Source organism: Agrobacterium sp. SORGH_AS_0745 (assembly GCF_030818995.1).
Taxonomy (GTDB): Bacteria; Pseudomonadota; Alphaproteobacteria; order Rhizobiales; family Rhizobiaceae; genus Agrobacterium; species Agrobacterium tumefaciens.
On the sequence record NZ_JAUTBI010000004.1, the window covers coordinates 1 to 25,692 of the forward strand.

At 58.0% G+C, this 25,692-nt stretch carries 24 protein-coding genes and 3 pseudogenes; 13 read left to right on the forward strand and 14 right to left on the reverse strand.

What is annotated here, in order from left to right:
- Positions 1 to 111: 111 nt before the first annotated feature.
- From QE432_RS23620 to QE432_RS23640, 5 genes are all read left to right on the forward strand, one after another.
- Positions 112 to 714 (forward strand): general stress protein, encoded by a 603-nt coding sequence (locus tag QE432_RS23620; RefSeq protein ID WP_060642992.1) that lies wholly within the window; start codon positions 112 to 114, stop codon positions 712 to 714.
- 72 nt (positions 715 to 786) lie between these two features.
- Positions 787 to 2,940: a catalase C gene (gene catE, locus QE432_RS23625; protein ID WP_112154537.1), complete on the forward strand. Its 2,154-nt coding sequence runs from the start codon at positions 787 to 789 to the stop codon at positions 2,938 to 2,940.
- 48 nt (positions 2,941 to 2,988) lie between these two features.
- Positions 2,989 to 3,489: a YciE/YciF ferroxidase family protein gene (locus tag QE432_RS23630; protein WP_003519016.1), complete on the forward strand. Its 501-nt coding sequence runs from the start codon at positions 2,989 to 2,991 to the stop codon at positions 3,487 to 3,489.
- A gap of 81 nt (positions 3,490 to 3,570) precedes the next feature.
- Positions 3,571 to 4,230 carry a DUF6766 family protein gene (locus QE432_RS23635; protein WP_162647847.1) on the forward strand — a complete coding sequence of 220 codons (660 nt, stop codon included), beginning with the start codon at positions 3,571 to 3,573 and terminating at the stop codon, positions 4,228 to 4,230.
- 9 nt (positions 4,231 to 4,239) lie between these two features.
- Positions 4,240 to 4,866, forward strand: a complete 627-nt coding sequence (locus tag QE432_RS23640; RefSeq protein WP_162647848.1) for an isochorismatase family cysteine hydrolase — start codon at positions 4,240 to 4,242, stop codon at positions 4,864 to 4,866.
- 7 nt (positions 4,867 to 4,873) lie between these two features.
- On the opposite strand, the pseudogene QE432_RS23645 reads toward QE432_RS23640, so the two are convergent.
- Together QE432_RS23645 and QE432_RS23650 are read right to left on the reverse strand one after the other, a co-directional pair.
- Positions 4,874 to 5,458: pseudogene (locus QE432_RS23645) on the reverse strand (SDR family NAD(P)-dependent oxidoreductase); the annotation flags it as partial.
- Positions 5,459 to 5,515: 57 nt separating this feature from the next.
- Positions 5,516 to 6,684: pseudogene (locus QE432_RS23650) on the reverse strand (zinc-dependent alcohol dehydrogenase).
- Between the two features lie 177 nt (positions 6,685 to 6,861).
- Here QE432_RS23650 and QE432_RS23655 point away from each other — a divergent pair.
- Positions 6,862 to 7,059 (forward strand): hypothetical protein, encoded by a 198-nt coding sequence (locus tag QE432_RS23655; protein ID WP_112154538.1) that lies wholly within the window; start codon positions 6,862 to 6,864, stop codon positions 7,057 to 7,059.
- A gap of 21 nt (positions 7,060 to 7,080) precedes the next feature.
- Here QE432_RS23655 and QE432_RS23660 read toward each other — a convergent pair whose 3' ends face one another.
- Positions 7,081 to 7,311, reverse strand: a complete 231-nt coding sequence (locus tag QE432_RS23660; RefSeq protein WP_013762433.1) for a hypothetical protein — start codon at positions 7,309 to 7,311, stop codon at positions 7,081 to 7,083.
- Positions 7,312 to 7,461: 150 nt separating this feature from the next.
- On the opposite strand from QE432_RS23660, the gene QE432_RS23665 reads away from it, so the two are divergent.
- Positions 7,462 to 7,629, forward strand: a complete 168-nt coding sequence (locus tag QE432_RS23665; protein ID WP_162647845.1) for a hypothetical protein — start codon at positions 7,462 to 7,464, stop codon at positions 7,627 to 7,629.
- Positions 7,630 to 7,774: 145 nt separating this feature from the next.
- The gene (locus tag QE432_RS23670) at positions 7,775 to 8,299 is read left to right on the forward strand and encodes a sigma-70 family RNA polymerase sigma factor (RefSeq protein WP_112154539.1); all 525 of its coding nucleotides are present in this window, start codon (positions 7,775 to 7,777) and stop codon (positions 8,297 to 8,299) included.
- Positions 8,300 to 8,414: 115 nt separating this feature from the next.
- On the opposite strand, the gene treZ is transcribed toward QE432_RS23670, so the two are convergent.
- The 5 genes from treZ to QE432_RS23695 all read right to left on the reverse strand — a co-directional run bounded on the left by treZ (position 8,415) and on the right by QE432_RS23695 (position 13,776).
- Positions 8,415 to 10,196, reverse strand: coding sequence for a malto-oligosyltrehalose trehalohydrolase (gene treZ, locus QE432_RS23675; protein WP_112154540.1), 1,782 nt, complete (start codon positions 10,194 to 10,196; stop codon positions 8,415 to 8,417).
- A gap of 26 nt (positions 10,197 to 10,222) precedes the next feature.
- Complete coding sequence (gene glgA, locus QE432_RS23680; protein WP_112154541.1) at positions 10,223 to 11,752, reverse strand: glycogen synthase GlgA; 1,530 nt, start codon at positions 11,750 to 11,752, stop codon at positions 10,223 to 10,225.
- 514 nt (positions 11,753 to 12,266) lie between these two features.
- Positions 12,267 to 12,494 carry a hypothetical protein gene (locus tag QE432_RS23685; RefSeq protein ID WP_112154543.1) on the reverse strand — a complete coding sequence of 76 codons (228 nt, stop codon included), beginning with the start codon at positions 12,492 to 12,494 and terminating at the stop codon, positions 12,267 to 12,269.
- A gap of 124 nt (positions 12,495 to 12,618) precedes the next feature.
- Entirely contained in the window at positions 12,619 to 13,401 is a 783-nt protein-coding gene (locus QE432_RS23690; protein ID WP_112154544.1) for a Crp/Fnr family transcriptional regulator, read from the reverse strand.
- 15 nt (positions 13,402 to 13,416) lie between these two features.
- Complete coding sequence (locus tag QE432_RS23695; protein ID WP_019567398.1) at positions 13,417 to 13,776, reverse strand: hypothetical protein; 360 nt, start codon at positions 13,774 to 13,776, stop codon at positions 13,417 to 13,419.
- A gap of 247 nt (positions 13,777 to 14,023) precedes the next feature.
- Between QE432_RS23695 and QE432_RS23700 the strand changes: the two genes are divergently transcribed.
- Positions 14,024 to 14,272 carry a hypothetical protein gene (locus QE432_RS23700; protein WP_306627131.1) on the forward strand — a complete coding sequence of 83 codons (249 nt, stop codon included), beginning with the start codon at positions 14,024 to 14,026 and terminating at the stop codon, positions 14,270 to 14,272.
- A 24-nt stretch (positions 14,273 to 14,296) separates the two neighbouring features.
- Here the strand turns inward: QE432_RS23700 and QE432_RS23705 are convergent, their stop codons facing one another.
- Entirely contained in the window at positions 14,297 to 14,629 is a 333-nt protein-coding gene (locus QE432_RS23705) for a hypothetical protein (protein WP_112154546.1), read from the reverse strand.
- Between the two features lie 251 nt (positions 14,630 to 14,880).
- Between QE432_RS23705 and QE432_RS23710 the strand changes: the two genes are divergently transcribed.
- Positions 14,881 to 15,627 (forward strand): Crp/Fnr family transcriptional regulator, encoded by a 747-nt coding sequence (locus QE432_RS23710; protein WP_112154547.1) that lies wholly within the window; start codon positions 14,881 to 14,883, stop codon positions 15,625 to 15,627.
- Here QE432_RS23710 and QE432_RS23715 read toward each other — a convergent pair.
- The gene (locus QE432_RS23715; RefSeq protein WP_112154548.1) at positions 15,610 to 15,849 is read right to left on the reverse strand and encodes a DUF6894 family protein; all 240 of its coding nucleotides are present in this window, start codon (positions 15,847 to 15,849) and stop codon (positions 15,610 to 15,612) included. The genes QE432_RS23710 and QE432_RS23715 overlap by 18 nt on opposite strands.
- A 241-nt stretch (positions 15,850 to 16,090) precedes the next feature.
- Between QE432_RS23715 and QE432_RS23720 the strand changes: the two genes are divergently transcribed.
- From QE432_RS23720 to QE432_RS23730, 3 genes and pseudogenes are all read left to right on the forward strand, one after another.
- Positions 16,091 to 16,294: a hypothetical protein gene (locus tag QE432_RS23720; RefSeq protein ID WP_060643048.1), complete on the forward strand. Its 204-nt coding sequence runs from the start codon at positions 16,091 to 16,093 to the stop codon at positions 16,292 to 16,294.
- A gap of 33 nt (positions 16,295 to 16,327) precedes the next feature.
- Positions 16,328 to 16,512: pseudogene (locus QE432_RS23725) on the forward strand (hypothetical protein).
- Positions 16,513 to 16,530: 18 nt separating this feature from the next.
- Positions 16,531 to 16,668, forward strand: a complete 138-nt coding sequence (locus QE432_RS23730) for a DUF3175 domain-containing protein (RefSeq protein ID WP_306627133.1) — start codon at positions 16,531 to 16,533, stop codon at positions 16,666 to 16,668.
- Positions 16,669 to 16,886: 218 nt separating this feature from the next.
- On the opposite strand, the gene QE432_RS23735 is transcribed toward QE432_RS23730, so the two are convergent.
- From QE432_RS23735 to glf, 4 genes are all read right to left on the reverse strand, one after another.
- Positions 16,887 to 17,354, reverse strand: coding sequence for a hypothetical protein (locus QE432_RS23735; RefSeq protein WP_112154550.1), 468 nt, complete (start codon positions 17,352 to 17,354; stop codon positions 16,887 to 16,889).
- Between the two features lie 485 nt (positions 17,355 to 17,839).
- Positions 17,840 to 20,083 (reverse strand): glycosyltransferase family 4 protein, encoded by a 2,244-nt coding sequence (locus QE432_RS23740; protein ID WP_112154552.1) that lies wholly within the window; start codon positions 20,081 to 20,083, stop codon positions 17,840 to 17,842.
- Complete coding sequence (locus tag QE432_RS23745) at positions 20,080 to 23,319, reverse strand: glycosyltransferase (RefSeq protein WP_306627478.1); 3,240 nt, start codon at positions 23,317 to 23,319, stop codon at positions 20,080 to 20,082. The genes QE432_RS23740 and QE432_RS23745 overlap by 4 nt, the downstream gene beginning before the upstream one ends.
- A complete protein-coding gene (glf, locus tag QE432_RS23750; protein ID WP_112154554.1) occupies positions 23,312 to 25,669 on the reverse strand; it encodes a UDP-galactopyranose mutase in 2,358 nt (785 codons plus the stop codon). The genes QE432_RS23745 and glf overlap by 8 nt, the downstream gene beginning before the upstream one ends.
- Positions 25,670 to 25,692 lie beyond the last annotated feature (23 nt).

A 25,692-nucleotide genomic window follows, 5' to 3' on the forward strand; every position in this document is an offset into this window, starting at 1 on the left:
CGTCTGGATGGCATCGGCCATGAAGGGCGAAAAAACGGTCGCCGTAGCGCTCGACTACCAGGGCAACGTCGTCGCCAAATAAGGCGCGCAGGATTTTTTGGGAGAAATGACATGAGAACCGTAACCGGACTTTTTGACGACTATGACGACGCAAGCGCTGCTGTCAGCGAACTTGAGACTGCGGGCGTGCCGTCAAGCGATATCAGTATCGTTGGCAGTAATGCCGACAGACGGCACGGAGAAGACACGAACGCCGCTGAAGGCGCGGGCACGGGTGCAGGGATCGGCGCCGTTGTCGGGGGCGCGGGCGGCCTGCTGACCGGGCTTGGATTGATGGCAGTCCCCGGCGTCGGGCCTGTCGTCGCGGCAGGCTGGCTTGCCGCGACGGCCGTCGGGGCGGCGGGCGGTGCGGTCGCCGGCGGCGCTGCCGGTGGACTCATCGGCGCCATGACCCGTTCGGGCGTTTCCGAGGATGACGCCAATGTCTATGCCGAAGGCGTAAGAAGGGGCGGCACGCTCGTCACGGCCAGAGTGGAAGAAGACCTTGTGCCAGAGGCGGAAGACATCCTCAGACGGTCCAACTATGTCGATCCGGTGGAACGCCGTGCCGCCTATAACGAGCAAGGCTGGACTCGCTTTGACGACACGCTCAGCCCTTATGCGTCGGAAGACGTTGAAAGGGAGCGGACCCGGTATCGTCGTTCCGCAATTTAAGAGGAACCATCGTCGTTCACCAAGGGGTCTCGTCTTCTCAGGGCCCCTTGCCAACTCCTTGCAGGAGCTCCAATGGCCAGAAAACCAGATTCCACCTCGCCCGCCAGGAAAACCGTGACTGTTACCATCCACGACCAAAAACTTGATCGCGGATCCGGTGGTGAATTGCACCAAACCGTCGACGGCGACGGGTCCGTATTAACAACTGCTCAGGGGGGACCGGTCTCTGATGATCAGAATTCTCTTCGGATCGGTGCCCGTGGGCCACTGGTCGTCGATGATTTCCATTTCCGCGAGAAGATTTTTCATTTCGACCACGAGAGAATTCCCGAGCGTGTCGTCCACGCCCGGGGTTACGGAGCGCATGGGTATTTTGAGACCTATGAATCGCTTGCCGCCTATACCAAGGCTGACTTGTTTCAGCGGGCCGGTGAAAAGACCCCTGCCTTCGTCCGGTTCTCGACAGTCGCCGGCAACAAGGGCTCAGCCGATCTTGCGCGTGACGTACGCGGCTTCGCCGTGAAGCTCTACACCAAGGAGGGAAATTGGGATCTCGTCGGCAACAACATTCCCGTCTTCTTCATTCAGGACGCAATCAAGTTTCCGGACCTCATTCATGCCGCCAAGCAGGAGCCCGACCGCGCCTTTCCGCAGGCGCAAACGGCGCATGACACCTTCTGGGATTTCATCAGCCTGACGCCCGAAAGCATGAACATGGTCATGTGGATCATGTCGGACAGGACTATTCCGCGTTCCTTTCGGTTTATGGAAGGGTTCGGCGTGCACACCTTCCGCCTCATCAATGCGAAGGGAGAATCGAGCTTTGTGAAGTTTCACTGGAAGCCGAAACTTGGGTTGCAATCGGTGGCGTGGAACGAAGCGGTCAAGATCAACGGCGCCGATCCCGACTTCCATCGGCGCGATCTCTGGACTGCGATCCAGTCCGGCAATTTCCCGGAGTGGGAGTTGCAGGTGCAGCTTTTCGACCAGGACTTCGCCGATAGTTTCGATTTTGACGTCCTTGATCCCACCAAGATCATCCCCGAGGAGATATTGGCGCCCAAACCGGTCGGCCGGCTCGTCCTTGATCGTACGCCGGACAACTTCTTTGCCGAGACCGAACAGGTGGCGTTCATGACGCAGAACGTTCCGCCGGGCATCGATTTCAGCAATGATCCGCTGCTGCAGGGCAGGAATTTTTCCTATCTCGATACGCAGTTGAAGCGCCTCGGCGGGCCAAACTTCACACATCTACCGATCAATGCGCCCAAGTGTCCTTTCGCGCATTTTCAGCAGGACGGCCATATGGCGGTGCGCAACCCGACCGGACGGGCCAATTATCAGCCGAATTCCTTCGGAGAGGGTCCAAGGGAATCGCCGATGCGTGGTTTCCAGCATTTCCCCGCTGAAGAGCAGGGACCAAAGGCGAGGCTGCGGCCGGAAAGTTTTGCCGATCACTACAGCCAGGCGCGCCAGTTCTACATTAGCCAAACGCCGCCTGAACAACGCCATATCGCATCGGCGCTCACCTTCGAACTCAGCAAGGTGGAAACACCGGTCATCCGTGAGAGGATGGTCGCGCATCTTCTCAATATCGATGAAACGCTTGCCGCAACGGTGGCGCGGAAGCTCGGCCTGCAAGCCATGCCGAAGCCCGCGGATGCCGCCGTGCCGACCCGTCAGGATCTTGAGCCATCGCCGGCGCTCAGTATCGTTCAGCGTGGACCCAAACGGTTCGAGGGTCGCAAGCTCGGTATTCTCATCACCGACGGTGTGGACGCAAAACTGCTGAAGGGGCTGACCAAGGCGGTAACAGCCGAAAAAGCCGTCTTCGAGTTGATCGCGCCCAAGGTTGGCGGCGTGACGGCGTCAGACGGCACCTTCATCGAGGCACATCACATGATCGATGGCGGTCCTTCGGTGCTTTTCGATGCGGTGGCGCTGCTGACATCGGCAGCGGCCGTCGATGATCTGATCAAGGAAGCAACTGCGAGGGATTTCGTTGCCGACGCGTTCCAGCACTGCAAATTCATCGGCTACGACCCGTCGGCGCTGCCGCTCTTGGAAAAAGCGGGAATTGCGGACGCCATGGATGAAGGGGTGCTGCCCTTGCCAGGCGAGGAGGGACTGGCGGCCTTCGTGTCCGAACTCGGCAAGTTGCGGGTGTGGGCGCGCGAGCCGTCGGTGAAGCTCGGCAAGGCCTCCGTTCCCGTGAATGAGCAATGATGACCATCTGATTTCCCACTCACCAACCAAAGCAACAGGAGACTAAAAATGGCTGAGAAGACATTGGAAGACCTTTTCCTCGACACCGTGAAGGACATTTATTTTGCCGAGCGCCAGATTCTGAAGGCGCTTCCAAAGATGGCGCGCGCTGCGCAATCGCCGGACTTGAAGGCGGCATTCGAAAAACACAGGGACGAGACCGAGGTCCATGTGGAGCGTTTGCAGAATGTCTTTGAACTGCTCGGCAAGCCGGCGCGCGGCAAGACCTGTGAAGCGATCCAGGGCATCATCGCGGAAGGCGAGGAAATCATGGAGGAATTCAAGGGCTCGTCCGCGCTCGATGCCGGGCTGATCTCTTCGGCGCAGGCCGTGGAACACTACGAGATCACCCGTTACGGCACCTTGAAGACGTGGGCGGTCGAACTCGGCATGAAGGAAGCGGCCAAACTATTTGAACAGACGCTGGGCGAAGAAAGCGCGACGGACACGGCGCTCTCGTCGCTTGCCCAGGCCAGAGCGAACGTGAAGGCCAAATCCAAGGCGGCGTGAGCGGTCCGTCACCTGGGAGGTGCCGCTCAAACCTGCGGCACCTTCGATTTTTCAGTTGTCTCTTTCATGCGAGGCTGAACCATGAGGCTGTTTCGCGACAATGGATTGACGATTGTCCTTGTCCTGACTTCCGTATTGACGATCGGTGGTATGTTGGCGACCGGTTGGGAGGTTTACAATGAGGAGCTGGCGCAACATCACGCCGTGCCTGTCACGTTTTTTTCTTATGCAAAGAGCGGTCATTTTCTTTCCGCTTTGTTTGAAAACTGGGAGAGCGAATTCCTCCAGATGTCGGCTTACGTGATGCTGACCGCATTTCTTTTTCAAAGAGGCTCCTCGGAGTCCAAGGATCCTGACAAAACGGCCTCGCAGGATGAAGACCCTGCCCAAAAGGAAGATGATCCCAAGGCGCCCTGGCCGGTAAAAGTTGGAGGATTTATCCGTGCCATTTATTCCTATTCCCTGGGTCTGGCGCTGTTCTTCCTTTTTATCGTCAGTTTTCTCCTGCATTTGAAATACAGTGCTGAGACGGCGGCGTTGGAAGCCGCCATGCACGGCGAGCCCGAGGCGACGCTGTTTGCGCATCTGGGAAGTGTAGAATTCTGGTTTGAATCGTTTCAGAACTGGCAATCGGAGTTTCTGTCGACTGCGGTCCTCGTCGTTCTTTCCATCTTCCTGCGCTTTCGCGGATCGCCGGAATCAAAGCCGGTTGCCGCTCCTCACAGCGAGACCGGCGGGTAGGGAGGAGGCTTGATCAAATTTTCGGACGAGGGAGACTGGCGGCACCTGTGCGTCGACATGCAGCGCGTTTTCGCCGAGGACACGCCATGGCATGTCGAATGGATGGACCGCATCAGCGAAGAAGTGGAGGCCGTGGTTCAGGCGGATCCAGCCCGCTGCATCTTCACCTGTTTTATGCCGCCGAAAACCGTAGAAGAGGCTCCCGGTGCGTGGCGGGCCTATTACGAAAAATGGCCGATGATGACGCAGCAGGCCCTGCCTCCCGAGCTCATCGAGGTCATCCCCTCCCTATCGCGCTATATCCCACCCGCCCGTATCTTCCGCAAAAGCGTGTATTCGCCGTGGCAACACGGGCGTCTCGGCGAAATCCTGCGGAAAGAGCGTGTGTCGACGGTTGTGATCACAGGCGGAGAAACGGATGTCTGCGTTCTCGCCACCGTTCTGGGTGCGATAGACCAGGGTTTCCATGTCGTTCTGGTAGAAGACGCGCTTTGCAGCGGAAGGGATGCGACGCACGACGCAGCGTTAAAGTTGCTCTCCGGCCGTTATTCGACGCAGTTGCAGGTGTGTGACACGGCGACATTCCTCGGTGCTCTTCCGTCGCAATCCGCTCGGCGGCTCATAAAATTCCCGTAGGCGAGCGTCACTTTTCTTCCGGGGCAGCCATTTTGCGGTGTTGTTTTGCCAGGATCTCGGATGGGGTCACGTTTGCCGCAGCCGACATCAGCTTGTTTTTCCAGCAGGACACGACGTCACCGTCGCCATTCATCATCGCTTCATAGCCGATTTGCGCGACGAAGCCGGGATCGTCCTTCTTTTGTTTGCCGACCGGCGTATCGAGCATATCTGCGCGCTCGAAAAATGCGGTTTCTGTTGCTCCGGGCATCAGGCAGGTAACGGTAACGCCGGTGCCATCCAACTCTTCGCGAAGGGCGAATGAGAAGGAATTAATAAACGCTTTTGTCGCGTTATAAACCGCCTGAAAGCTGCCGGGCATGAAACCGGCAATGGAGCCCGTGAACAGGATCCGGCCGCTGCCGCGCTGGCGCATGCCGTTGCCTATCGCATGCACCAGCGCAACGGTGCCGCTGATATTGGTGGCTATCACCCGCTGGATCGCATCCATTTTCTGATCCAGAAAACCGTTGCCCAGCCCCAGTCCCGCGTTCGCAAACAGCAGATCGACTGGGCGCTCTTTCGTCGCTATTCGGGCGAGAAGTTTTTCCACGCGCCAGTAACCACAGCAAGGCCCCTGATGGATTTTTCCGCAGGCATGGTTGTTTTCCTACGGCTTCAGGACGACCTTGATGCAACCATCGTCGCGGTGGCTGAACGTTTTATAAAGATCAGGGCCTTCATCGAGGGTGGCGCGGTGGGTGATCACGAAGGAGGGGTCTATCTCTCCCTTCTCGATCCGCCCCAGAAGAGTGGGTAGATAGGCCTGCACAGGTGTCTGAGCCATTCGGAATGTCAGGCCGCGATTGATCGCGGAGCCCATCGGGATCTTGTCGAGAAAACCGCCATAAACGCCGACGATCGAGACTGTGCCGAAGTTACGGCAGCAATAAATAGCCTGCCGCAGCACATGTGGACGGTCCGTCCCCATGAATGTCGCCACCTTGATACGGTCGAGCCGGGAATCCCATCCGGCGGCCGGATCCGGTTCCGTCCCCACGGCGTCGATGCAGGCGTCGGCGCCGCGACCATGGGTCAATTCCATGATCTGCTCGTAAATATCGTCATCCAGATAATTCAGTGTGAGCGCGCCTGCGGCGGCGGCAAGGGCGATCCGTTCGGGTACGGAATCGATGGCGATGACGCGTTCCGCACCCAAAAGGAAGGCGGAGCGGATGGCCATTTGGCCGACAGGACCGCAGCCCCAGATGGCAATCGTATCGCCGGGCTGGATATTACAGAAATCCGCCGCCATGTAACCGGTCGGGAAAATGTCTGACAGGAACAGGACCTGCTCGTCCGTCAGGCCATCGGGAACCTTGATAGGCCCGACATCGGCATAGGGAACCCGCATATATTCGGCCTGGCCCCCGCTGAAACCGCCCAGAAGGTGCGTGTAGCCGAACAGCCCGGCGGGGGAGTTTCCCCACATCTCCCGAACCTTATGCGGGTTGGGGTTGCTGCGCTCGCAGCCGGAGTAAAACCCTCTTTTGCAGAAGAAACATTCTCCACAGGCAATGGTAAGGGAACGACGACCCGGTCGCCGACCTTCAGGGTCTTGTTGTCCCTACCGACGTCGACAACTTCGCCCATGGTCTCGTGGCCCATGATGTCGCCGCCATGCATTTCGGGCATGATGCCGTTGTAGAGATGAAGATCAGAACCGCAGATTGCGCAGGCGGTCACCTTGATAATCGCGTCGCTGCCGTGCTCGATTTGTGGATCGGGGACACTCTCACAGCGAATGTCGTGCTTACCGTGCCAGGTCAGGGCCTTCATGGTCGGTTTTCCTTCCAGATGGTGGAGCGGCAGGTGCGCCGGGTCCACGCCTAATCGGGGGTCCTCATCAAAGTTCCAGAATTTTTCGGCGACCGCGGCGCACCATGCGCAGCAAAGGGAACAAGCTTCGCGGAGCGCAGTTAGGCCACCAATCTTCCCAGCAACGGACGTCCAGCCGTGACCCAGAGAGTCGATCACGAAACCAGCAACAGCCTGAATATCGAGGCTGCGACCCCGAAGGTCATCAAGATCATTGTGGACGAGCGTACCGTGCTTGAGGGCGTTCTGAACACCGGCAGCATGTTGACGGTGCAGACACGAGAGGGCGCCGAGCCGCAATCCATCGGACTACTGATCGAGGACCTGGCACGGTGAAAATTGCGATTTTCGACCGGATTAACCCCTGAAATCGCCCTCGTTGGTGTCCCGTTCGTCGTAGTTCAAATCCCAGTCTTTTTCGGGTTTTTTGACCCCAGGCGGCAGCTTGTTGGCGGTTGCATCGTCCGACCCTGTGATAACCCTTGGCTTCGCACTCGCGACGCCGTTGTTATCAGAGGTTTTTTTGCCGCGCGCAAATTGCGGTTCGCTGTCCTTATGGATCTGCTTCAGCTTGTCGTCCTTGTTCATGACATCCTCCTTGATACGCCCCTAACCATTTTCCGGCGACCCTGTTCCCTCAGGCCTTCATTGCGCCGGAACATCCTTCCGGCGGCATGGTTAGAAAACTGCGGGGATAGCGGGTCCCTCATTCTGGAAACCACAAGCGGAGATGAAGCGATGAGCCTACCAGACGACGACGCCAAGCCAGAGCCCGGTACGGATGACGCCCGTTCCGGCAATAGCGATGAAAGCCGCAAGGACAGGGAACAGACGAGAGAAAACGCGGAACGCATGATTGAACAGCGGCATCGGAAACAATCACCCGGCAGTGCGGAAAAGGTCTGAAGCCTCGTTGCCGGGACGCGAGCGTTTACGCGGTCGGGGTGTTCTCGATGAGACTTTTGGATCGTCGCGGATTTCGCTATTGTACGTTGGCGTACAGCAACCAAGCGTCCGCCGAGACATTTGCCCATAGTGAAAGGATGGGAAAATGGCCAAGCACGCTGTGAGTGGAGTTTCCGGAAACACATTAAATGATGCGCAGCTGGAGGTGTTGCGTATCGGTATTGCAGATCTGGCGCCGGCCTTGACGGCTTTTGCCCGCCGCTTCGTCAGGAATGAAGAGGATGTCGACGATCTCGTTCAAGAGACGATGTTGCGAGGACTGCGGTCCCTGCACGGTTTTACGCCCGGCACGGCTTTGAAATCGTGGCTCTTCACCATTTTGCGCAACACGTTCTGTACCCGCTACAAGGTGTCTAAACGCGAATGTGTAGGCTTGCCCGTTGGTATCGAGCAGACCATGTCTACCCCTGCCAGCCAGGAATGGCGTGTGCAGCATCAGGAAGTCATGCGCGCGATACGGGATCTCGACAAGGATCAGAAAAAAGCTCTTCTGCTTGTCGCCGGAGGGACGAGTTACTCCGATGCCGCGGCCATTTGCGGCTGCCGGGTGGGCACCATCAAAAGCCGGGTGAACAGGGCAAGGGAATCGCTTCGGCGCAATCTTGACTAAAGTGTAATTTCTCACACTCGAGAGCGCCTTTCCGGCGGATCGCCGGAAATCATCTTTCGGTGAGTTGAACCGCTCGCGCAAGACATTGCCGCGGCCGTTTGTTTCTTTGCTCCTGTCAGCGGTCACCGATCGCAAATTGCAGGGCATAATCGTCATAGCTCGTGCCCTCGATACTGCCGTGCCGGAAAAAGGTTTCCCCCTGCACAGTCGGAAGACTGGTGAGGTTTGGCGAAAGGTTGGCGCGCATTTCCAGCCGTCCCGCGCTGAAATACCAGTCGATCGCCAGACACTGGGTTTCGCAGTCAAGGGAAACTCCCCTCTCGAAATCCGAGCACAGGAGCGACCAGATGTACCGGCGCCGTTTCTCAAGCAACGCCTTCATCCTTTCCCTTGCCAGCTTCCCCTCGGTCGTTTCCGCCTCATCCCACTTCAGGGTCGAGATTTGCATCGTGTGCAGATCATTCGGATCCAGCACCACCCCTGGGGCCTCGGGAGGTAATTCGCCCTGGAAGCTTTCCGCCTGTTTCAGCCGATTCTTGATCTCCTGCTCCCGGTCGTTTTCAGGGTGGTCGGAGAAAAAGAAGAACGGGTTGGTCGAACCATGGTCGTCGCCCATGAACATCAGCGGCGTCTGGGGGGCGAGGAGGAGGATCGTCTCAAGCGTATCGAAAAGGGGAGGTTGTATCAGGGAGCGCAGCCGCTCCCCGCGCAGGCGGTTACCGGCCTGATCGTGGTTATGCAGAAAGTTTACAAACCGGTGGGGCGGGAGATGGCCGCTGGGTTCACCGCTTCCGGCAAAATTATGAGAAGGCCGCGGGTGGCCCTGATAGACAAAGCCGGTTGCGAGCGAGCGGCGGAGACCGTCATAGGGCTGGTTGGCGAAATCCTCGTAAATGCCGCCGTCCTCATGCGTGGTGGCAACATGAATCACGTGGTGAAAGTCGTCGTTCCACTCGGCATCGACACCGACGAGGCCATCAGACGAAGGTGTCATGGGTGAGGCTGCATTTCGCGCGTCTTCCGTAACGATATGGACATGCCTGCTCGTTATCGCCCGTTTCACGTGCCCCGCCATCTCGAACAGAAAATCGACGTCTCCGTCGCCGCCGGCGAGATGGTCGGCGGCATCGATCCGCAGCCCGTCAAACCGATATGTCTCTAGCCAGTAGAGCGCGTTCTGGAGAAAGAGCGACCGCACCTCGGCGCGGTTGAAGTCCGGCGCGGGTCCCCACGGCGTCCCGCCCTGCTTGAAGAATCTGGGAGCAAACGCCTCAATTGCGTTCCCCGTGGTGCCGAAGTGGTTATAGACGACATCCAGCAGCACCATGATGCCGTGGGCGTGGGCCCTATCGATAAAGGCCTTGAGGTCTTCGGGCGTTCCATAATCTCGCTGGGGCGCGAACTGCAGAACGCCGTCATAACCCCAGCCGCGACTGCCCGAGAAGGTAGCAAGCGGCATGAGTTCGACAACCGTCACACCGATGCCTGCGAGATATTCGAGCTTCTCCCCTGCGGCCGCAAATGTTCCTTCTTTTGTAAAAGTTCCGACATGAAGCTCATAGACGACCGCTTCGAGCCACGGCCGGCCTTTCCAGTCGGGGTTTTTCCAGTGGAAGTCATGGTTGACGATAAGGGAGGGGCCGAGCGGGCCTTCCTCCTGCCGGTTGGAAGCGGGATCCGCAACCCTTGTCCCGTCATCCAGTATGAAGCAGTAGCGATCGCCGGTGGAGGTGGGTATTGTGGCGTGATGCCAGCCGTCCCCGGCCGTCTGCATGTCGAATTCCGCGTCGTTCAGCCACAGTTTCACCGTTGCCGAGGCGGGTGCCCAGATGCTGAAATCCGTGTCGCCGGATTGATTGCGCTGCGCACCCCATTTGCGATAATTCGCTGCATTCATCACCAGAGCCTCCTGTTGCCAGTGGCCTAACCTGTTGATGATCCTGGAGTTCCCGCCCGCCGCCAGTCAGCTCTTATCTTTGCAAAAGTCTCGGGTCTGATGTCGGCGACGGCGTTCTTTTTGCGCGTGCTGTTGCCAACAAGGCTCTCGAAAAGCGCCATATATTGTGCGGCACTCTTGTCCCAGGAAAAATTAGCCTGCATGGCCTGCCCCTGAAGCCGGCGGAAAAGGTCCCGGTCATTATAGGCGTCAATAGCGCGGTCCAGCGCTGCGCGCAGATCGTCTGTATTCGCCGGCTCGAATTGAAAGCCTGTCGCCACGCCCGCCTCAATGGCCGCGTCATTCGCGTCGATAATGGTTTCGGCCAGCCCGCCCGTGCGGCTGACGATGGGCAGCGCGCCATATCGCAGCGCGTAGAGCTGCGTCAGCCCGCATGGTTCGAACCATGAAGGCTGGATGATGAAATCCGAGCCGGCCTGGATCATGTGCGCCAGCCGTTCGTCATAGCCGATATGGGCGCAGACCAGCTCCGGATAACGCTTTGCAAGCGCCCCCAAGCTGTCTTCCAGTGTCGTATCTCCCTCTCCATGAATGATCAGCCTGCCTTTCCTTTCAATTATAAGGGGTACGACGTGAGGGAGGAGATCGATCCCCTTTTGCCAGGTCAGGCGACTGACCACGCCGAAGACCGGGCCCTGAGTAGGTGCAAGACCAAGGGCCTGGAGCAAGGCATATTTGTTGAGGCTCCGTCTCGTAGCCGTGGCAGCCGTGAAATTGGCGAGAATGTAAGGGTCCGTCGCCGGATTCCAGACGTCCTGATCGACGCCGTTGACGATGCCGCGCAGGTTCTCGCGCCGCTTAGCAAGCACGCCCTGCATTCCCATTCCCATTTCCGGTGTGAGGATTTCTCTTGCGTAAGTGGGGCTTACCGTCGTCACGGCCGATGCGGTCGTCAGGCCACCCTTCAAAAACGACATGTCGCCATAATATTCGAGGCAATCCACCGTGCAGAGGTGGGGCGGCAATCCGAGAACGCCCGCCCGCTCCAGTGGATATTGTCCCTGAAACGAGAGATTGTGAAGGGTAAGGACGGAGGGCACCTGCGGCGTTGCCTCGGCGAGGTAGACGCAGCTTAAGGCCGCGTGCCAATCATGCGCGTGAACGAGATCGGGCTTCCAGCCGTCAATCGCACCGACTGCGATTTTCGCTGCAACCTTGGAAAGGACCGCAAAGCGCAGATCGTTGTCGGAAAAAGGCTCGCCTTTTATGCCATAGGGATGGCCGTCCCTGTCGAACAGGTCCGACGCTTCCAGAAGCAGCAGTTGTTGACCGTCTGAGATAACGGGATAAACCGATACCGGCTGCTCAAGAACAGTTGCACTCAGACATGGCTCCTTTCCGCGGATAAGTGGCGTGAGCCTGCGGTACAAAGGCAGCAATGTACGAACATCCGCCCCCTGTCTCGCCAGCGCCTCCGGCAGAGCACCTGCCGCATCGGCCAATCCGCCGGTTTTGACGAATGGAAACATTTCGGCCGTCACGGCAAGAATCCGCATTTGGCGCCTCCAGTAACCGCATTGATCTTAGATTGCGAGGAGCCCGGAAACAGGTTGGTGACAACCAAGCCGCCTGCCGGGAACAGGCGGGCATTACCTGTCCTGCCGGTGCCCTTGATGGGCCGTGTTAATCTTTATGTTTGCCTGCCGGCCCGTCTGGGTCGAAGCTTTCTGTTCCTGGACAGATGAGGCGTCTTCCGTGCTCAGGCGGCCATTGTCACCGGGGCCCTGGTGGCTCCGGTTGTCTTCTGGAATAGGGAGAGTTTTCCGGGTCATTTGATAACCTCGTTCGGTATGAGTTCCTTGGAGCAACCCGAACCGTGCCTACGCAGGTTTGTTCCCGGTCCGCCGGCTGACTTTCATATCGGTGTCGTGTCGTTTCACGGATCGATCGACGGTCGGAACACGGCAACGTTCTGCCCACCCGCATGGCGAGATGCAGGATAATCGGAAACCTGGGAGGTTAAAAACTAAGCTGAAATCGTGACAGGATGCCACCCGTCAGACCTGGATGTCAGCCGACACGCAATTTGGTTCGGAAATAGAGAGCGGCCAATTGCTGGAGTTTCGACGGATCGACGACGCCGCGATCATACATTTTCAGGACATAGCGGGCGACCTCTGCAGGGCATAGAGCCGGATCGCGTTCTGCAGACACAACATTTTCGTAGGCTGCCTTAACGATATTGATGTCTTCGTTTAGAAAAATTCCAGCACTCAGGTATTCGTGATTGGTTTGCATTTCACCTCCTTGAAACGCGCTCTGCGTTTCACAGCGTGAGGGAAGATGCATTTATCTTATAGAGAAACGACCAAAGGTAAATGTTCGCAAGCGTACCAACGGCAACTGGGAACGGTCGCCCGGCCTACCGAACGCCCTCGCTCGCAATAACAGTCAGGTCGTCAAGCGCAGAATCAGAGCTGTATTTGCGCATAAATCGGGCGAGCATTCGATTGTTTTCCTCCTCGGGCACGCCGTAGAGATCGCCGGCATAGGTCTCAAGCATCTCGCGGTTCTTGATCGTAATTCGTCCCCTTTCGGAGCGAATGAATCCAAGGCTTTCCAGCACGTGCAGAGCGTCCGTTACGCTCGCGCGTCTGACTGCCAGCATGGTTGACAGGAATTCGTGGGTCAGTTGCAGCTGATTGCTTTCCACCCGGTCGTGGCACATCAGGAGCCAGCGGGCGAGGCGCTCCGTTACGGACTGGGTGGCGTTCGAAGATGCCGTGAATTGTATCTGTGTTCTTGAGACGTGCAGGGCGCAGACCAGAATGTCGAAGAATACCCGATGTTTTGAAACAAGCGCGTCAAACGACCTGATATCCATGAAAAGTGCTTCGCCCGGAGCTTGCATGACGATCTCGGTCAGGTTCGTTTGCGCGCCTGCTACGGCTCCCGCCGGCACGAACCCCTCTTTGCCGACAACTCCCGCCTCGGTCTTGCGTCCCGATTTGGTGACGACAACGACGGAAGCTATGCCGGATGACAGGAAGAAAACACCCTCGATGGCCCCGCCGGCGGGTATCAGCACGTCGCCCAGTGCGAGGTTGATAGACCTGCACGCGTCTGCAACCTCTACCCGGACGTCATCGGGTAAATGAGAAAGCAGAATATTGGCTTCGCCATGGCTATCGGGTTGCTTCAGCATGACACGTGCCTCCCTTTAATGTCTGATGCCTCCTCCTTGCGCCATCAAGGCGGAAACAATGTTTTCAATGTCTTCCGAACGCCTGGAGAGGACAAAAGGTCCCGGCTCGCTATCGATGACCGCTTCGGGTACGAAAAAAAGATAGGGAATGGCTTCGCCATCCAACTGCTCGGTGAGGCGTAGCAGGATGTTTGCCTCGTAACGAACGTCGATAATCGCGGCGGTAAATTTCAGAGCGGCTTCACTCTCTATGAAACTTGCGGAATACGGTCCCTCGAGACCAATCTGAGCATGAAACCAAGCCATCCTGATTTCCGGCGTCACGGTATCAGTCATGCCAATGATTGCGATGGTGAGGCGTTTGACAGTCCGCATGCTTTACTCCTCGCATACCACTGCATGGGTGTGCCGTTCCACCTACCATAACGCCTGAGCAGGATGATTTCAGCCGCCCCGTAGTCCGAATTTATCAAATAAGCGCGAGAGGGCTGGCGCGGCGTTGGGCATCTCGTCCCGATGAAAACCTCTTGCGACGGTTTTCCTCGCCGCCGTCCCGCTTCGGGGGCGGAACAATTGCGGATGGGCGGGGGTGGGATGCCGCGCGCCCATGAGGAGGTATCGGATGCAGGCAAAAGACAATGACTTGGCTGATCCGCCACGGGAAAGCATCAGGCTTGAGCAGGATATAAACCGACCGGTAAGTGAAAGGCTCGATTCAAAGTTTTTACCCATCGGCGTAGATGACGGCGATTTTCGCCGCCGCAAACGCACCTGGAAAACCATGATGGTCTATACGCTTGTGATATTTGCGCTGGCGGCCGCCATTGCGCGCTATTTTTTAATCGCGACGCATCCCGGTCGCACCGCGTGAGCCGGCGCCGGCCCGTCATTTCGCCTAGACCTTACCCGCCTCCAGATTGCGACCATCAGTCGACGGTGGAACGCTGATTTCTGCGCTTCTGCGTCGCAGGGGAACATCCACCTGTTGGGGCACCGCCACCCTTACCTGAAGCGACCGGGACATGGGGGCTGCGGTATCGGTCAGCGTCATATGGGTAGTTTGAGCGAACCGTCTCGCCTCTTCGGTCGGCAGCATATCGCTCTCCAGCAGTTTTGCTGCCGCGAGCGCCAGATGTCGGCTGAGATAAACGCCTCTTATGGCATCAGAGATGACGACGGCCCATCCATTTTCATGCGCCATGATCTGGTATTCGATGTTCTTTTTCATGGTGTTCAAGCCTCCCTGTTTGCAACCCCTAACCACGATTGGAAAAGCTTGTTCCAGATATTGAAGGCGGATGCGGCGGATTGCTTTCGCTAAGTCGTCCCGGCAAGAATTTCGCCTGTTCGGCCATTCCCCGATGCACCAAGGGACCGCCCTGCAAATTCGTACGGAAACGTACTCACTGTTTTCATGCGATTTTCCGCTGTTAATATGACCGCCGCATATTGTTGTTTTCGAGCAAGGGGCGAACCGCTATGCTTGGATCTGATTTTTTTATTTATAACCTGCTATTGAAAACCCTGGGCATGGAAGGGCTGTCACGGCTCGCGTCTCGAATGGAGCACGTCGATCTGCCGGCGGGGTATCAGCTCGTTGCGGCTGGCGTGCCTGTTTCCCATCTCTGTTTCATCGAAACCGGTCTGGCATCCACCGTCGTTCATGACGATAGCGGTAAAAGCATAGAAACCGTGCTCGTCGGCCGGGAGGGGATCACCGGCTGGCCCGCTCTTCTGGGCGCGGAAACCACGCCGGATGAAACCGTCATGGGTGTCGGCGGCCGTGGCTTTCTGATCCCTGCCGTCGAACTGCGACAGGAGATGGAGAACGACGTGCGGCTGCGGGAGCTTTTGCTGGGCTATATCAATATCTGTCTGCTTCAGGTCGGCCAGCTTGTGCTGGCAAATGGGCAGTACAGTCTGCGCGAAAGGCTCGCGCGCTGGCTGCTAATGTGTCATGATCGGCTCGATACCGATGATCTGCCGATCACCCATGAGTTTCTCTCCACGGTTCTCGGGGTGCGGCGGCCGGGCATCACCAACGAGCTGCATGTTCTCGAAGGCATTCATGCGATCCGTGCCAGCCGAGGAAACGTCCGGATCGTCAATCGAAGCATATTGGAAGATGTCGCCGTCACGACCTACGGCGTGCCGGAAAAAGAATATGAAAAACTGATAAGTCGTATGCGGACGGACGGTGCAACGCCATCAGTCATTTCTGTCTAGCGCGTCGGCGAAGCGGACGACTTTCAATACTTCCTGCTGTTTATTCCGGATGATGATGCATCCTTCCGAGATATCGCGCCCTTGCAGGATTGCCTCGCTCATCAGCGCCCGGGCATCTTGGAGCGCCTCGTCGATCGCCCGGTCGAGCGACGGCAGATCGCTGCCTTCCGGATCATCGAGGATGTTTTTGCCGCTGATCACGGTGAAGAAAAATCTTGGCATGTTGGTTCCTCAGGAAAGACATGGTCGCCGCAGGCGCACCGCGGAGCCATTCTGGAGATGCGATCGGATTTGCCGGATTTGTCCGTCATCGTCATGTTCCCTCGGACTGGATTTTCTCTCGCGCCTAACCGGGGCAACGCGAAATTGTTTCGAAAAAAGTTGCCCTGCTGTGTCGTTGTCTTCGCGGAACATCGTCGCCGCAAAGAGGTTGGGTGGGTTCGCAACCCAACCGGAGGCAATGATGACCAATAATTCTCCACGAGATGGCGCTCCCGGCACCACCGACCAATCACCCCGCTGGGAGGGGCCGAAGGAAACCCGCCCCAGAGGCTACATGGAGCCCGCTGACGATCCCGAGCACGATCGGGATGCTGTTGGGGAGAACCTCAAAAACCCACGTAAGAAGCGTGTTTCCGACGCAATGAAAACGCGCGACGACAAGTAATGCGCGGCTCGTCCGCTGCGACAGGAGGAAGACATGTCCACTTCAACAAAAATACCGGCCAGCATCCGTCAGGGCGGGCCGGGTGCATCGCATGGAAACGCGAAGGCACCCTTGGAAATCAAGCCGCAGAAAACGACAAGCGTTCGAAGAGCAGGGTTTCCGGAGGAGGTGGTGAGCGTGTCAGTCACCATACCCATGACCCATACCGAAAATCATGATTTGCCGGGAGAGAAACAATGAAAAAGGCTAAAAAGAAATGGTCGCAGAAGGTGACCAAGGAAAGCGACGCGCTCGATCTTGAGAAAGACGTGTTCACAAAAAAACGATGCCTCGGAGATTGCCAGATCGCTCAAAGCCTCGGCAGAGCAATCTGACAGGTGCAAGTTCGATGTTACGGGGTTAGCCCACTGATTTATCGCGGTCGATTTGCGCAACGGCCGAAATAGACCGGGTTCCCCTGGAGTATATCGGTCAGCGTTGGTTAAGCGCCGAGTTCGGCGCTGATTGATCCGCAAGCTTTCCTCGCGACTTTACGATTCATGCAATACATATCCCTCGCGCAAATCCAGCATCAAGACAGTTCGCGGTGAGCCTACCGAGGATGGCGATGTTGCGGCTCTGGGGGTCGAATGCGTGTGCCAACGACAAAGAGAATGGCGCGGATGGCTGCCAGCCCGGCAAAGAGCAGGAACACGCCTGGTCCGCCAAGGGCACCAGGCACGGTGCTGCCTAGCGTCGGTCCTTTAAGATCTCCGATGGTCGAGAGCGAGTGAGCGCCAAAATAGTTGCCTCTGCTATGCTCGTGCGAGATACCCTCGACCAATATGTACTCCACCGCAGGGCACGAAGAGAATCTCTCCAATCGTGAAAACATCCATCGAGGCTGCGGGACCCCAGGAGCCCACGCACTGAGAAAGCCGCGTTGAGCAAAAGCAAGCAGCATGCAGCCGGTTACGAGGCCGCCGATTGCCGCTGTGCGCTCGATGTACTGGCGCGCCAACGCGTTCCCGATCAGGACAATCGCGCCATTGATCAAAACGAGATAGACATAAATTTCCATGCCTCCAGCGACATGGCTGGTAAGGCACGGAGCGGGTGTCGTTGACCGCTGGTCGGCATGGAGATGGAACCGTGCCAGTTGACCAGCCTCTTGTCGTCATTTGCAAATCGTGCTCGGACCGCTGGGTCTCTGCTGCCGACACCGTCGCGCGCAAACTCGGCCACCAGACGTTTTGGATCTGTCGGCTTTCCGCAATATCGGTACCGTCGAGCACGGAATATCTTGAGAACGCTGCGGCGTCGCTTGCGCTCACCAATACGACCGGAACGCCCAGTGCTTTCAGTCTCAGGTCGCCGACAGTCACCTTTCCCGACCGAGATTAAAGTCGAGAACGCGACTTCACCCGGACAGTGCGTCCCGCATTCCAGAAATGGTGCTTGCTCACCCCCTGGGCGACTGCATGGTCTTGCCAGCCAAGACAGCTCAGCTCAGCGCATCGACAACGACAATCACAACTCTGGTGAAGTTGACGGGCGCGTGATCCATCAAGCCCTGAATGGCGCCAGTTTGATTGCGGCTGCCAGGGGGGCATACGCCGCCCGGCCCGATGCGGTGATTTCCGTGGAAAGAAGCCCGTTTTCGCACAGTCGGCCGTCGTCCCATCCTGGGTGATTGACGATCGGATAAAGGCACACACCCTCAAGCGGAACGCCGTACTGCATGGCAATCTGCACTTCGGCACAAACATATTCAAACCAGGATGCCCTGCGTCCTCCCTCCGTACCGGTTTCAGCGATCAGCATGGGCTTGCCGTAACGCGCATAGGTCTCGATGAGAATTTTGCTTAGCGGTTTGTACAGGGGATGGCCGATATCGACCGGCGGCCCGCCGTGGATCCACTGGTTATTGAAATAATAGTTCACGCCGACGATATCGAGATAACGCTCATTACCGCCGATCTGCGGCCACATCCGGCCGGATATCAAGTCCCAGCCCTGGAACTGAGACTGGCGGTGCCCTTCCGCCATGCCTGCTTCCCACGGGCGCGATGGATCGGTGATGACGTTGATGACAGGATCACAGTGGACAAACCGGGCGCGGGGATCGACCGAAATTATCGCGTCCACGGCACTAATCGCCGCTCGTGCCAGCTGCACTTTTAGTTCGAAGCCACGACCTCGGCTAAACGGGTTGAGATATCCCGCATCGCCTCCGCCCCAGGCAAAAAACGAAATTTCGTTGACGGGGCAATAGAAGGGAATGTCGTCGCTTTCCTCACGCACCAGGCGGCCGCAGGCTGCGGCGTAGCGTGCAAATCGGTCAACGAACCGTGGCGACCAGATGTCCAGATCATCGGGCCAGCCATAATGCAGCAGATCCCAGATAACCTGCGTTCCCGTCTCCCTGGCCGCCCGCAGCATCGGGCGAATGCTGGACCAGTCGTATTCGCCGGCACCGTCGATCAAATGCCAGCGAAAGCCATCACGCACCGTGCGGATACCGAATTCGGCAAGCTGGCGATAATCCCGTGCGGCATTGATGTCGTGAGTGATCGTAGAAATCATGTCGAGCCGCCGGCCGTTGAGTTCGCCGTCCCTTGGCCGAAGGCGATGGCTCGAGCACTCGAAACCGCCTTGCAGGAAAGATTTGAACAATCCCGTCGCTCGCGCCGCTTTGCGCTCCTTATTCACTTCGGTGAACAATTGCTGCCAAAGCGGTATCACCGCTTGAACGGAATAGGTCGCCTCCACTTTCCGCTGCAATGCGGAGCCAAGGGAACGCCGGCGTTCGCCAGAGGCAATCAGAAAACCGATCCTCTCGGCGACAGCAATCGGATCGTCATAGTGTACGAACAGGCCCGAGACACCGTCCTTTATCTGCTGCATCGCGCCGTTATCCGGCGTTGAGATGACGGGTAGAGCTGCGGCGCCTGCTTCCGCGATCACATGTGGCATGCCTTCGCCGCGGGAAAGCCATGTAAAAATATCGAAGGCTGCGAGAAGATCTGCAACGTCTTTTCGGTCGCCCAGAAATTGAAGGACGTCGGAAAGCCCATGTTTTGCGGCCAATTCCCTTAATGTGGTCGCGTATTGCGGCAGGAAGGCATCAGGCCCGCCGACGATGACGAAGCGGGCGTGGGCGTGGGCGCGGCTAACGATTGCTGCCGCGTCGATGAAATCTTCGACGTTCTTTTTCGGATCGAGGCGGCCGACCCAGCCGATGAGGATCTGATCGTCGGTGATGTTGAGACTGCGGCGCATTCGGTCTCTTTGAGTCGGGTCAAAGGCCGACAGATCGACCATCGACGGAATTTCGATGGCGCACGCTTCGCGGCCCGGCATGTGGGAGGCAGCGGCATCGCGGATCGTGCGGCAGACGCCGACATAACGGCTGGTGAAATGTTTGGGCCCTGCAAGCGCCTCCGAGACAAGGCCACCATGTTCGATAAGCAATGGGCGCAGGTGCAGGCGCTCCAGCGCCGGGTAGATGTCGGCAACGTTTTGGCAGGAAACCACGATGTCGTAGCCGGAAATCTTGCTGGCGAGATAGGCAACCGTATCGTCGAATGAGAGGTTGTAGGGCGTGGTGTCAACGTCAACCCCGAGCGCGCGCAGCTGTTCGTGCGTCTGTTCCGGCATGCCCGGTTTGCGAAAGCAGGCGACGACGTCAATGCGATATCGCTTCCTGTCTAGGTGCTTGGCGAGTAGCTGGACTTCCGTTTCCTCTCCGCCGACGACAAGCCAGGCGAAAACGAACAGTATACTTAAAGGCGCTTGTTCGGCAATCATTCGCTCACCCGGAACACGATTTGCAGAAAGTCCGGTCTGTTTTCGACCAGATCGGCAAGAAAGGCCGGGGCCTCGTCCATGGCGATGACATGCGTGATCATGTGTTCGCGGATCAAGGCTCCCTCAACGGCAAGGAGATCCACAGTTGCGCGTGCCAGTCTTTCCCTGTTCCAGAGCGGCGCAAGCCCACGCGGCACGCGGTTTATCTGCGCGCACCGGATGTTGAGGCCATTGTGATGAAATTCCTCGCCCAGCCGTAGATGATCGGAGCCGCCCTGATAAAAGGCAAGGTCGATCACGGTTCCCTGTGGCCGCAGGGCTTTCAGCGCTGTGTGCAGGCTTCCGGGATGTGCTCGGGTCTGAAATACGATATCTGCGCCACGCCCCATCGTGCCGTCGTGCCAGCGAGCCTTGGCGTGCTGCCATGCCTGCTCTTCGGTCATTGCGGTCAGGCCCATGGCTTCGGCTTTTCCGCGACGGAAATCCGACGGGTCGGTGATGATAACGTCGGAGGCGCCAAGCTCTCGGGCAAACAGTGCTGTCATCAACCCTACGGTGCCTGCCCCGATGACGATGACGGGGCGTCCTTTGACCCCCGCACCCAGCGTCGGCACACTCACACCAAAAGCTTCCGCATCGGCATGAAGGAGGCCGTTTGCCGCAATCGGGCCCATCTGCGCAACAAAGATTCCCAGCAGCGGATCGAGCGTCGCCGGCAGGGCGACTAGCACATCGTGGAAAGGGTCTGCCGTATGGCCGGTTTTGTGACCGTAGGCCGAGGCGATGATATCCCCGGATGCAATTCCGGCTGCGTAAGACTGTGATACGCGGGCGACCTCCATGTATCCGAGGAACGGCACAGGGTAGTGCAGGTCCGGCTCGTTTTCGATGAACACGCCGCGACCATGGTCAAAACGGGAGCGGAAATAGGGATTAGTGTTCTTCAGAAACGTCAGCTCGGTTCCCGCGGAAAGACCGGTATAAAGAGTATCGAGCTGAACCTGACCATCGGCTGGCGGTCCTTCGTCATAACCGAAGAAGTAGGCCCGGCCCGGCGCTTCGACCCCGAGCGACCTGACGTGGCGGTGGCCGGGCGGCAGCCCCTGCGGTGCTTCCGGGCGCGGCTGGAACGTCAAGGGGGCTGGTTGCACGCGCACGAAATCCGGCTTTTCAAGACGGACAGGTTCCCCGCCTTTTGCCGATGACATGACCGCAAGAGCGAGACGGTGCGTGGCGAGGGCTTCTGCATAGGGGGAGCGAATGCGGTTTTCACCGCCACGCACGGCGTCGATAAAATCTCTGTCTTCGCGCCAAACCGGGTCGCCATCTGCGCCGCGCACGGGGCGTCCCTGTCCCACATCCACCATAATATCCCTGTCGGTCAGCTCTATGGCCAACCGGTCAGCAAAAATGTGGAGGCCGACACGGTGATTCCAGCCGAGCAGGCAGGTGGAGGCGATATTGGCCACCACGCCCGTCTCGAAAGTCAGGTTGGCAGTGGTAACGGTTGGCACATCAAGGCCGGGGAACTCCGGTCGGTCCTTGTGTCCGATGCGCCCATAAACCTCGGTCACCTCACCGACGAGAAACCGCACGAGGTCGAGGAGATGCGTCGCCTGCTCCACCATCTGCCCGCCGGATTGGTCCTGCTTCCACCACCACTGCGGCGGCGGCGTTGAATCCAGCCAGTAACCGGACAGGAGCTGAGCAGGATTTTCGGCCAGAAGACCACGGGCCTCGTCTACAATGTCGAGATAACGCCAGTGATACCCGACCGCCGTGATCAGATTCTTGCGCGCGACGCCTGCAGCAATTTCCTGCGCTGTTTCAATGTTGAGTGAAACGGGCTTTTCGACGAAAAAAGGGATCCCCCTCTCGATCAGATCATGCTCTGGCTCCCCGTGAGCAAAGGGTGGGATGCAAACGTATACGGCGTCCGGCAGAACAGCATCCAGCATGTCGCCGTGATGCTGGAAGGACTTCGCGCCGAAACGCATCGCCGCCTGATCCGCCCGTGCGATATCGGGGTCAGCGAAGCCGACAAGCTCGACGTCATCAAAATCGGCCAGAATGTCGAGGTGCCGCTGGGCGATGCCACCGACGCCGATGAAGGCGAGGCGTGTCTTCTGCATGGAATTGTCCTTTTGATTTTGCGTTGCTCGCCTTCCGAGCATCCGCTCGTAGACTGCGCCGGTCTCCGCTGCCATCCGGTCAGCGGAGAAGTGTTTCTGGAAACGCTCGCGGCCCATATCGCCAGCGGCGGCCAGACGACGAGGATCGCTCAGTGCCTCTATGATGGTGCACGCCAGCGAGGCGGGCAGATCGGGTTCCGCAAAAAAGGCATGGTCTTCCCCCAGCGCTTCAACCGTTCCTCCAACACGCGTTGCAACTACGGGCAGGCCAAGCGACATGGCCTCCAGCACGGCAATCGGCAGCCCTTCGAAACGCGACGGAAGCACAAAGAGGTCGGCTACGCCCATGATCGCAGCGATATCCGATCTCTGACCGAGGAAACGTACGTGGTCATCGATGCCCAGTTCCGCTGCCAGCCTTTCCGCATTTTGCTGTTCCTCGCCCGATCCCACCAGCAGCAGCACGAGCGACGGATATGATTGCAGGACTTCCGGCAATGCATGCAGCAGCTTCGCGTGGTCCTTCTGCGCCGTGAAGCGGGCGACGGTCAGAAGGACCGTCTTTCCCAAGAGGCCGAGGTCGTGCTTCAGCTGGGACGATGAACTGGCCGGGCTGAGTGGAAAAATACCGTTGCGCACGATGGTTAATTGTGCGGGCGCGATGTGGGGACGGAAACTTTCCATCGACGAAGAGGACACGACGATATGATGCGCAAGGTGTCGGGTCTCGCGCCTGTAAAGCTTCTGCTGATTTGGGTCGGTCAGAAGATAAGGAAGATGCTCCGTCCTGATGATGGGAATTCTCTTGACGGTTTCTGCCGTGGCAAGGTCATGACCTTCCCATCCGATGCCGGCGTGGACGTGAAGAAGGCTGGTATCTGTTTTTGCGAGCCATGCGTGAAACTCGCTATGATTTGCGGCCAGTTTGACACCTAGCCCGTACCGCGCCGCACGCGGCAACAGACCGGCCCTGTCCTCGAAGATCAGGGACAGCGTTACGTCCCAGCGGCTTGACAGCGCCCGACCGAGCGCAAGCATGTGCTCTCCCATTCCGGATGGGTCGAGGCTGTCGGTTGCAAGAACGATGCGGGGCCTGTCAGTCACCCTGGGCATCGACCATAACCCCGCCGCCAACCCGCTGTGACCGCAGACGTCTGTAGGTCGCGAGAGCCTGACCTACAACCTGATCCATATTGTAGTATTTGTAGGTGCCAAGCCGCCCGACGAATGTCACGTCAGCCTGTTTGCGGGCCAAAGCCTCGTATTGTTTGTAGAGGGCCTGATTTTCCGGTCGAGGAATAGGATAATAGGGGTCGCCCTCGGCACAGGCATATTCGTAGCTGATGCTCGTTCTCGGATGGACCTGGCCGGTTAGATGCTTGTATTCCGTCACCCGCGTATAGGGCACGTCCTGCGAGGGATAGTTGATGACAGCCACCGGAAACATCCGTCTCACATCATGGGTCTCATGGTGAAATTCCAGACTGCGGTAGGGAAGATGGCCGAAGCGGTGGTCGAAATATTCATCGATCGGGCCGGTAAAGATCGTATGTCTTGCAAGGCCCGCATGCCTGATGTCGGCGAAATCTGTGCCGAGCATGACGGTGATGTTCTCGTGGTCCAGCATGCGCTCGAACATGCGGGTGTAACCGTCGCGCGGCATGGCCTGAAACCGGTCCAGGAAATACCGGTCGTCCACGGTCGTGCGGGTCGGCACGCGTGCGGTGACGGAACGGTCGAGTTCCGATGGGTCGAGGCCCCATTGTTTTCGCGTGTATCCCTCGAAGAACGTCTGGTAGAGTTCTCGTCCGACCTGCGATATGACGACATCCCTGGATGTCAGGATAGGATCACATGGCTGCGCTCGACCCGCGAGGAAAAGGGCAGCCGCAGCTTCATTTGCGAGATCAAGATCATAAAGCGTGTTCAGCGTCGTGCGGTTGATCGGTATGGGAAGGCGTAGATCGCCGACCTGCGCAAGAACCCGGTGCTCGTAGGGCCTCCATGCCGTAAACCGGGAGAGATAGGCAACGATGTCTTCGCTGTTGGTATGGAAGATATGCGGTCCATATTTATGAACCAAAATACCTGCCTCATCGTAATGATCATAGGCGTTGCCGCCGATATGGGGCCGTTTGTCGCATAGGAGGATTTTCTTGTCCCCGTCTGCGGCCAGACGTTCGGCCAGGACTGATCCGGCAAATCCCGCGCCGACGATGAGATAGTCGTAAGTCTGCGGTTTATCGCGGCGAGCCTGTCTGAGAAACGATCTGTCCGAAGTAGCAATGGGCATCCCGATGTTCGTGACCGCCCTGTTGACCAGAAGTGACATGGCGTCGAATGTTGCGTCCCAGGATGAACGCGCAAGGACCTCGTCAACCACCTGAAGCCAAGGGTCGCCACCTCTCGATATGGCAAGTGCTGCGTCACAGGCGGACGCGAAATCACCGGTGCCGTTGGCGATGAAAACGCCGCGGACATCGCCGTAACCGCGTGCGACATCTGTAATATGCGTGCTGACCACGGGGCATCCCGCCGCAAGATATTCCGGGGTTTTGGTCGGGCTGATGAAACGCGTCGCATCATTGAGGGCAAAAGGCATCAGCGCGACGTCCCAGCCGCTCAGATAGGCGGGAAGGTCCTCGTAAGCTTTCTGACCGAGATAATGAATATTGGGTGCCGTTGGCAGGTCGGTGGGCGAAATCTTCAGGACGGGGCCGACAAAAACGAATGAGAAGTCCGGGCGAACCGCCGCCATCTTGCCGATAAGGTCAAGATCCAGACGCTCGTCAATCACGCCGTAATAGCCGAGACGCGGATGGGGAATGGACGCCTGATCGGCTGGCTCTGCGATCTCCCTCCGCGCCGCGTTGAAATGATCTGTATCGACGCCGGAAGGGAAGGGGTGGATGTTATCGTGCCGATGCTTCTTTGCTTCGTAAAGGCTGATGCCGCCTGTGAAAACCACATCCGCCCGCCTCATCAGCGCCTGCTCGGCGTCCCTGATCTCCGGTGGAGCATGCTTGAAGTTGGCAAGCTCATCCATGCAATCATAGATCACTGCTGCGGCATCGACATGTTTTGCAAAGCTGAACATCATGGGTGTGTAGAACCAGAGGATCGGTTTCCTGCCGCCCTGTAGTTCCAGCAGTTCGTCCAGTATCCGACCCAGTGCAGCATCGCGCTCTTCGGCGCTCCACCAGTGAGGAATGCGGGGACGGATCGCCTTGACGCTGGTTCCCTCAAACGAATGGATTTCAAGATAGGCAAGGTGATGGTCGGTCGGAATGAATTCCTCGAAAAAGAACACCTGCCTTTCGCGTGAGAAGCGCTGCATCAGGTGCTGCGGTCTTTGCAGAACAAAATCCCATCTGAGATGGGAAAAACAGATAAGGGGGGAATTGGCCGGCACGCCGACATCAGCCGATTGCGGGTGGGAATTCAGCAGGTTCATCAAACACCTCGCAATAAAGCGCA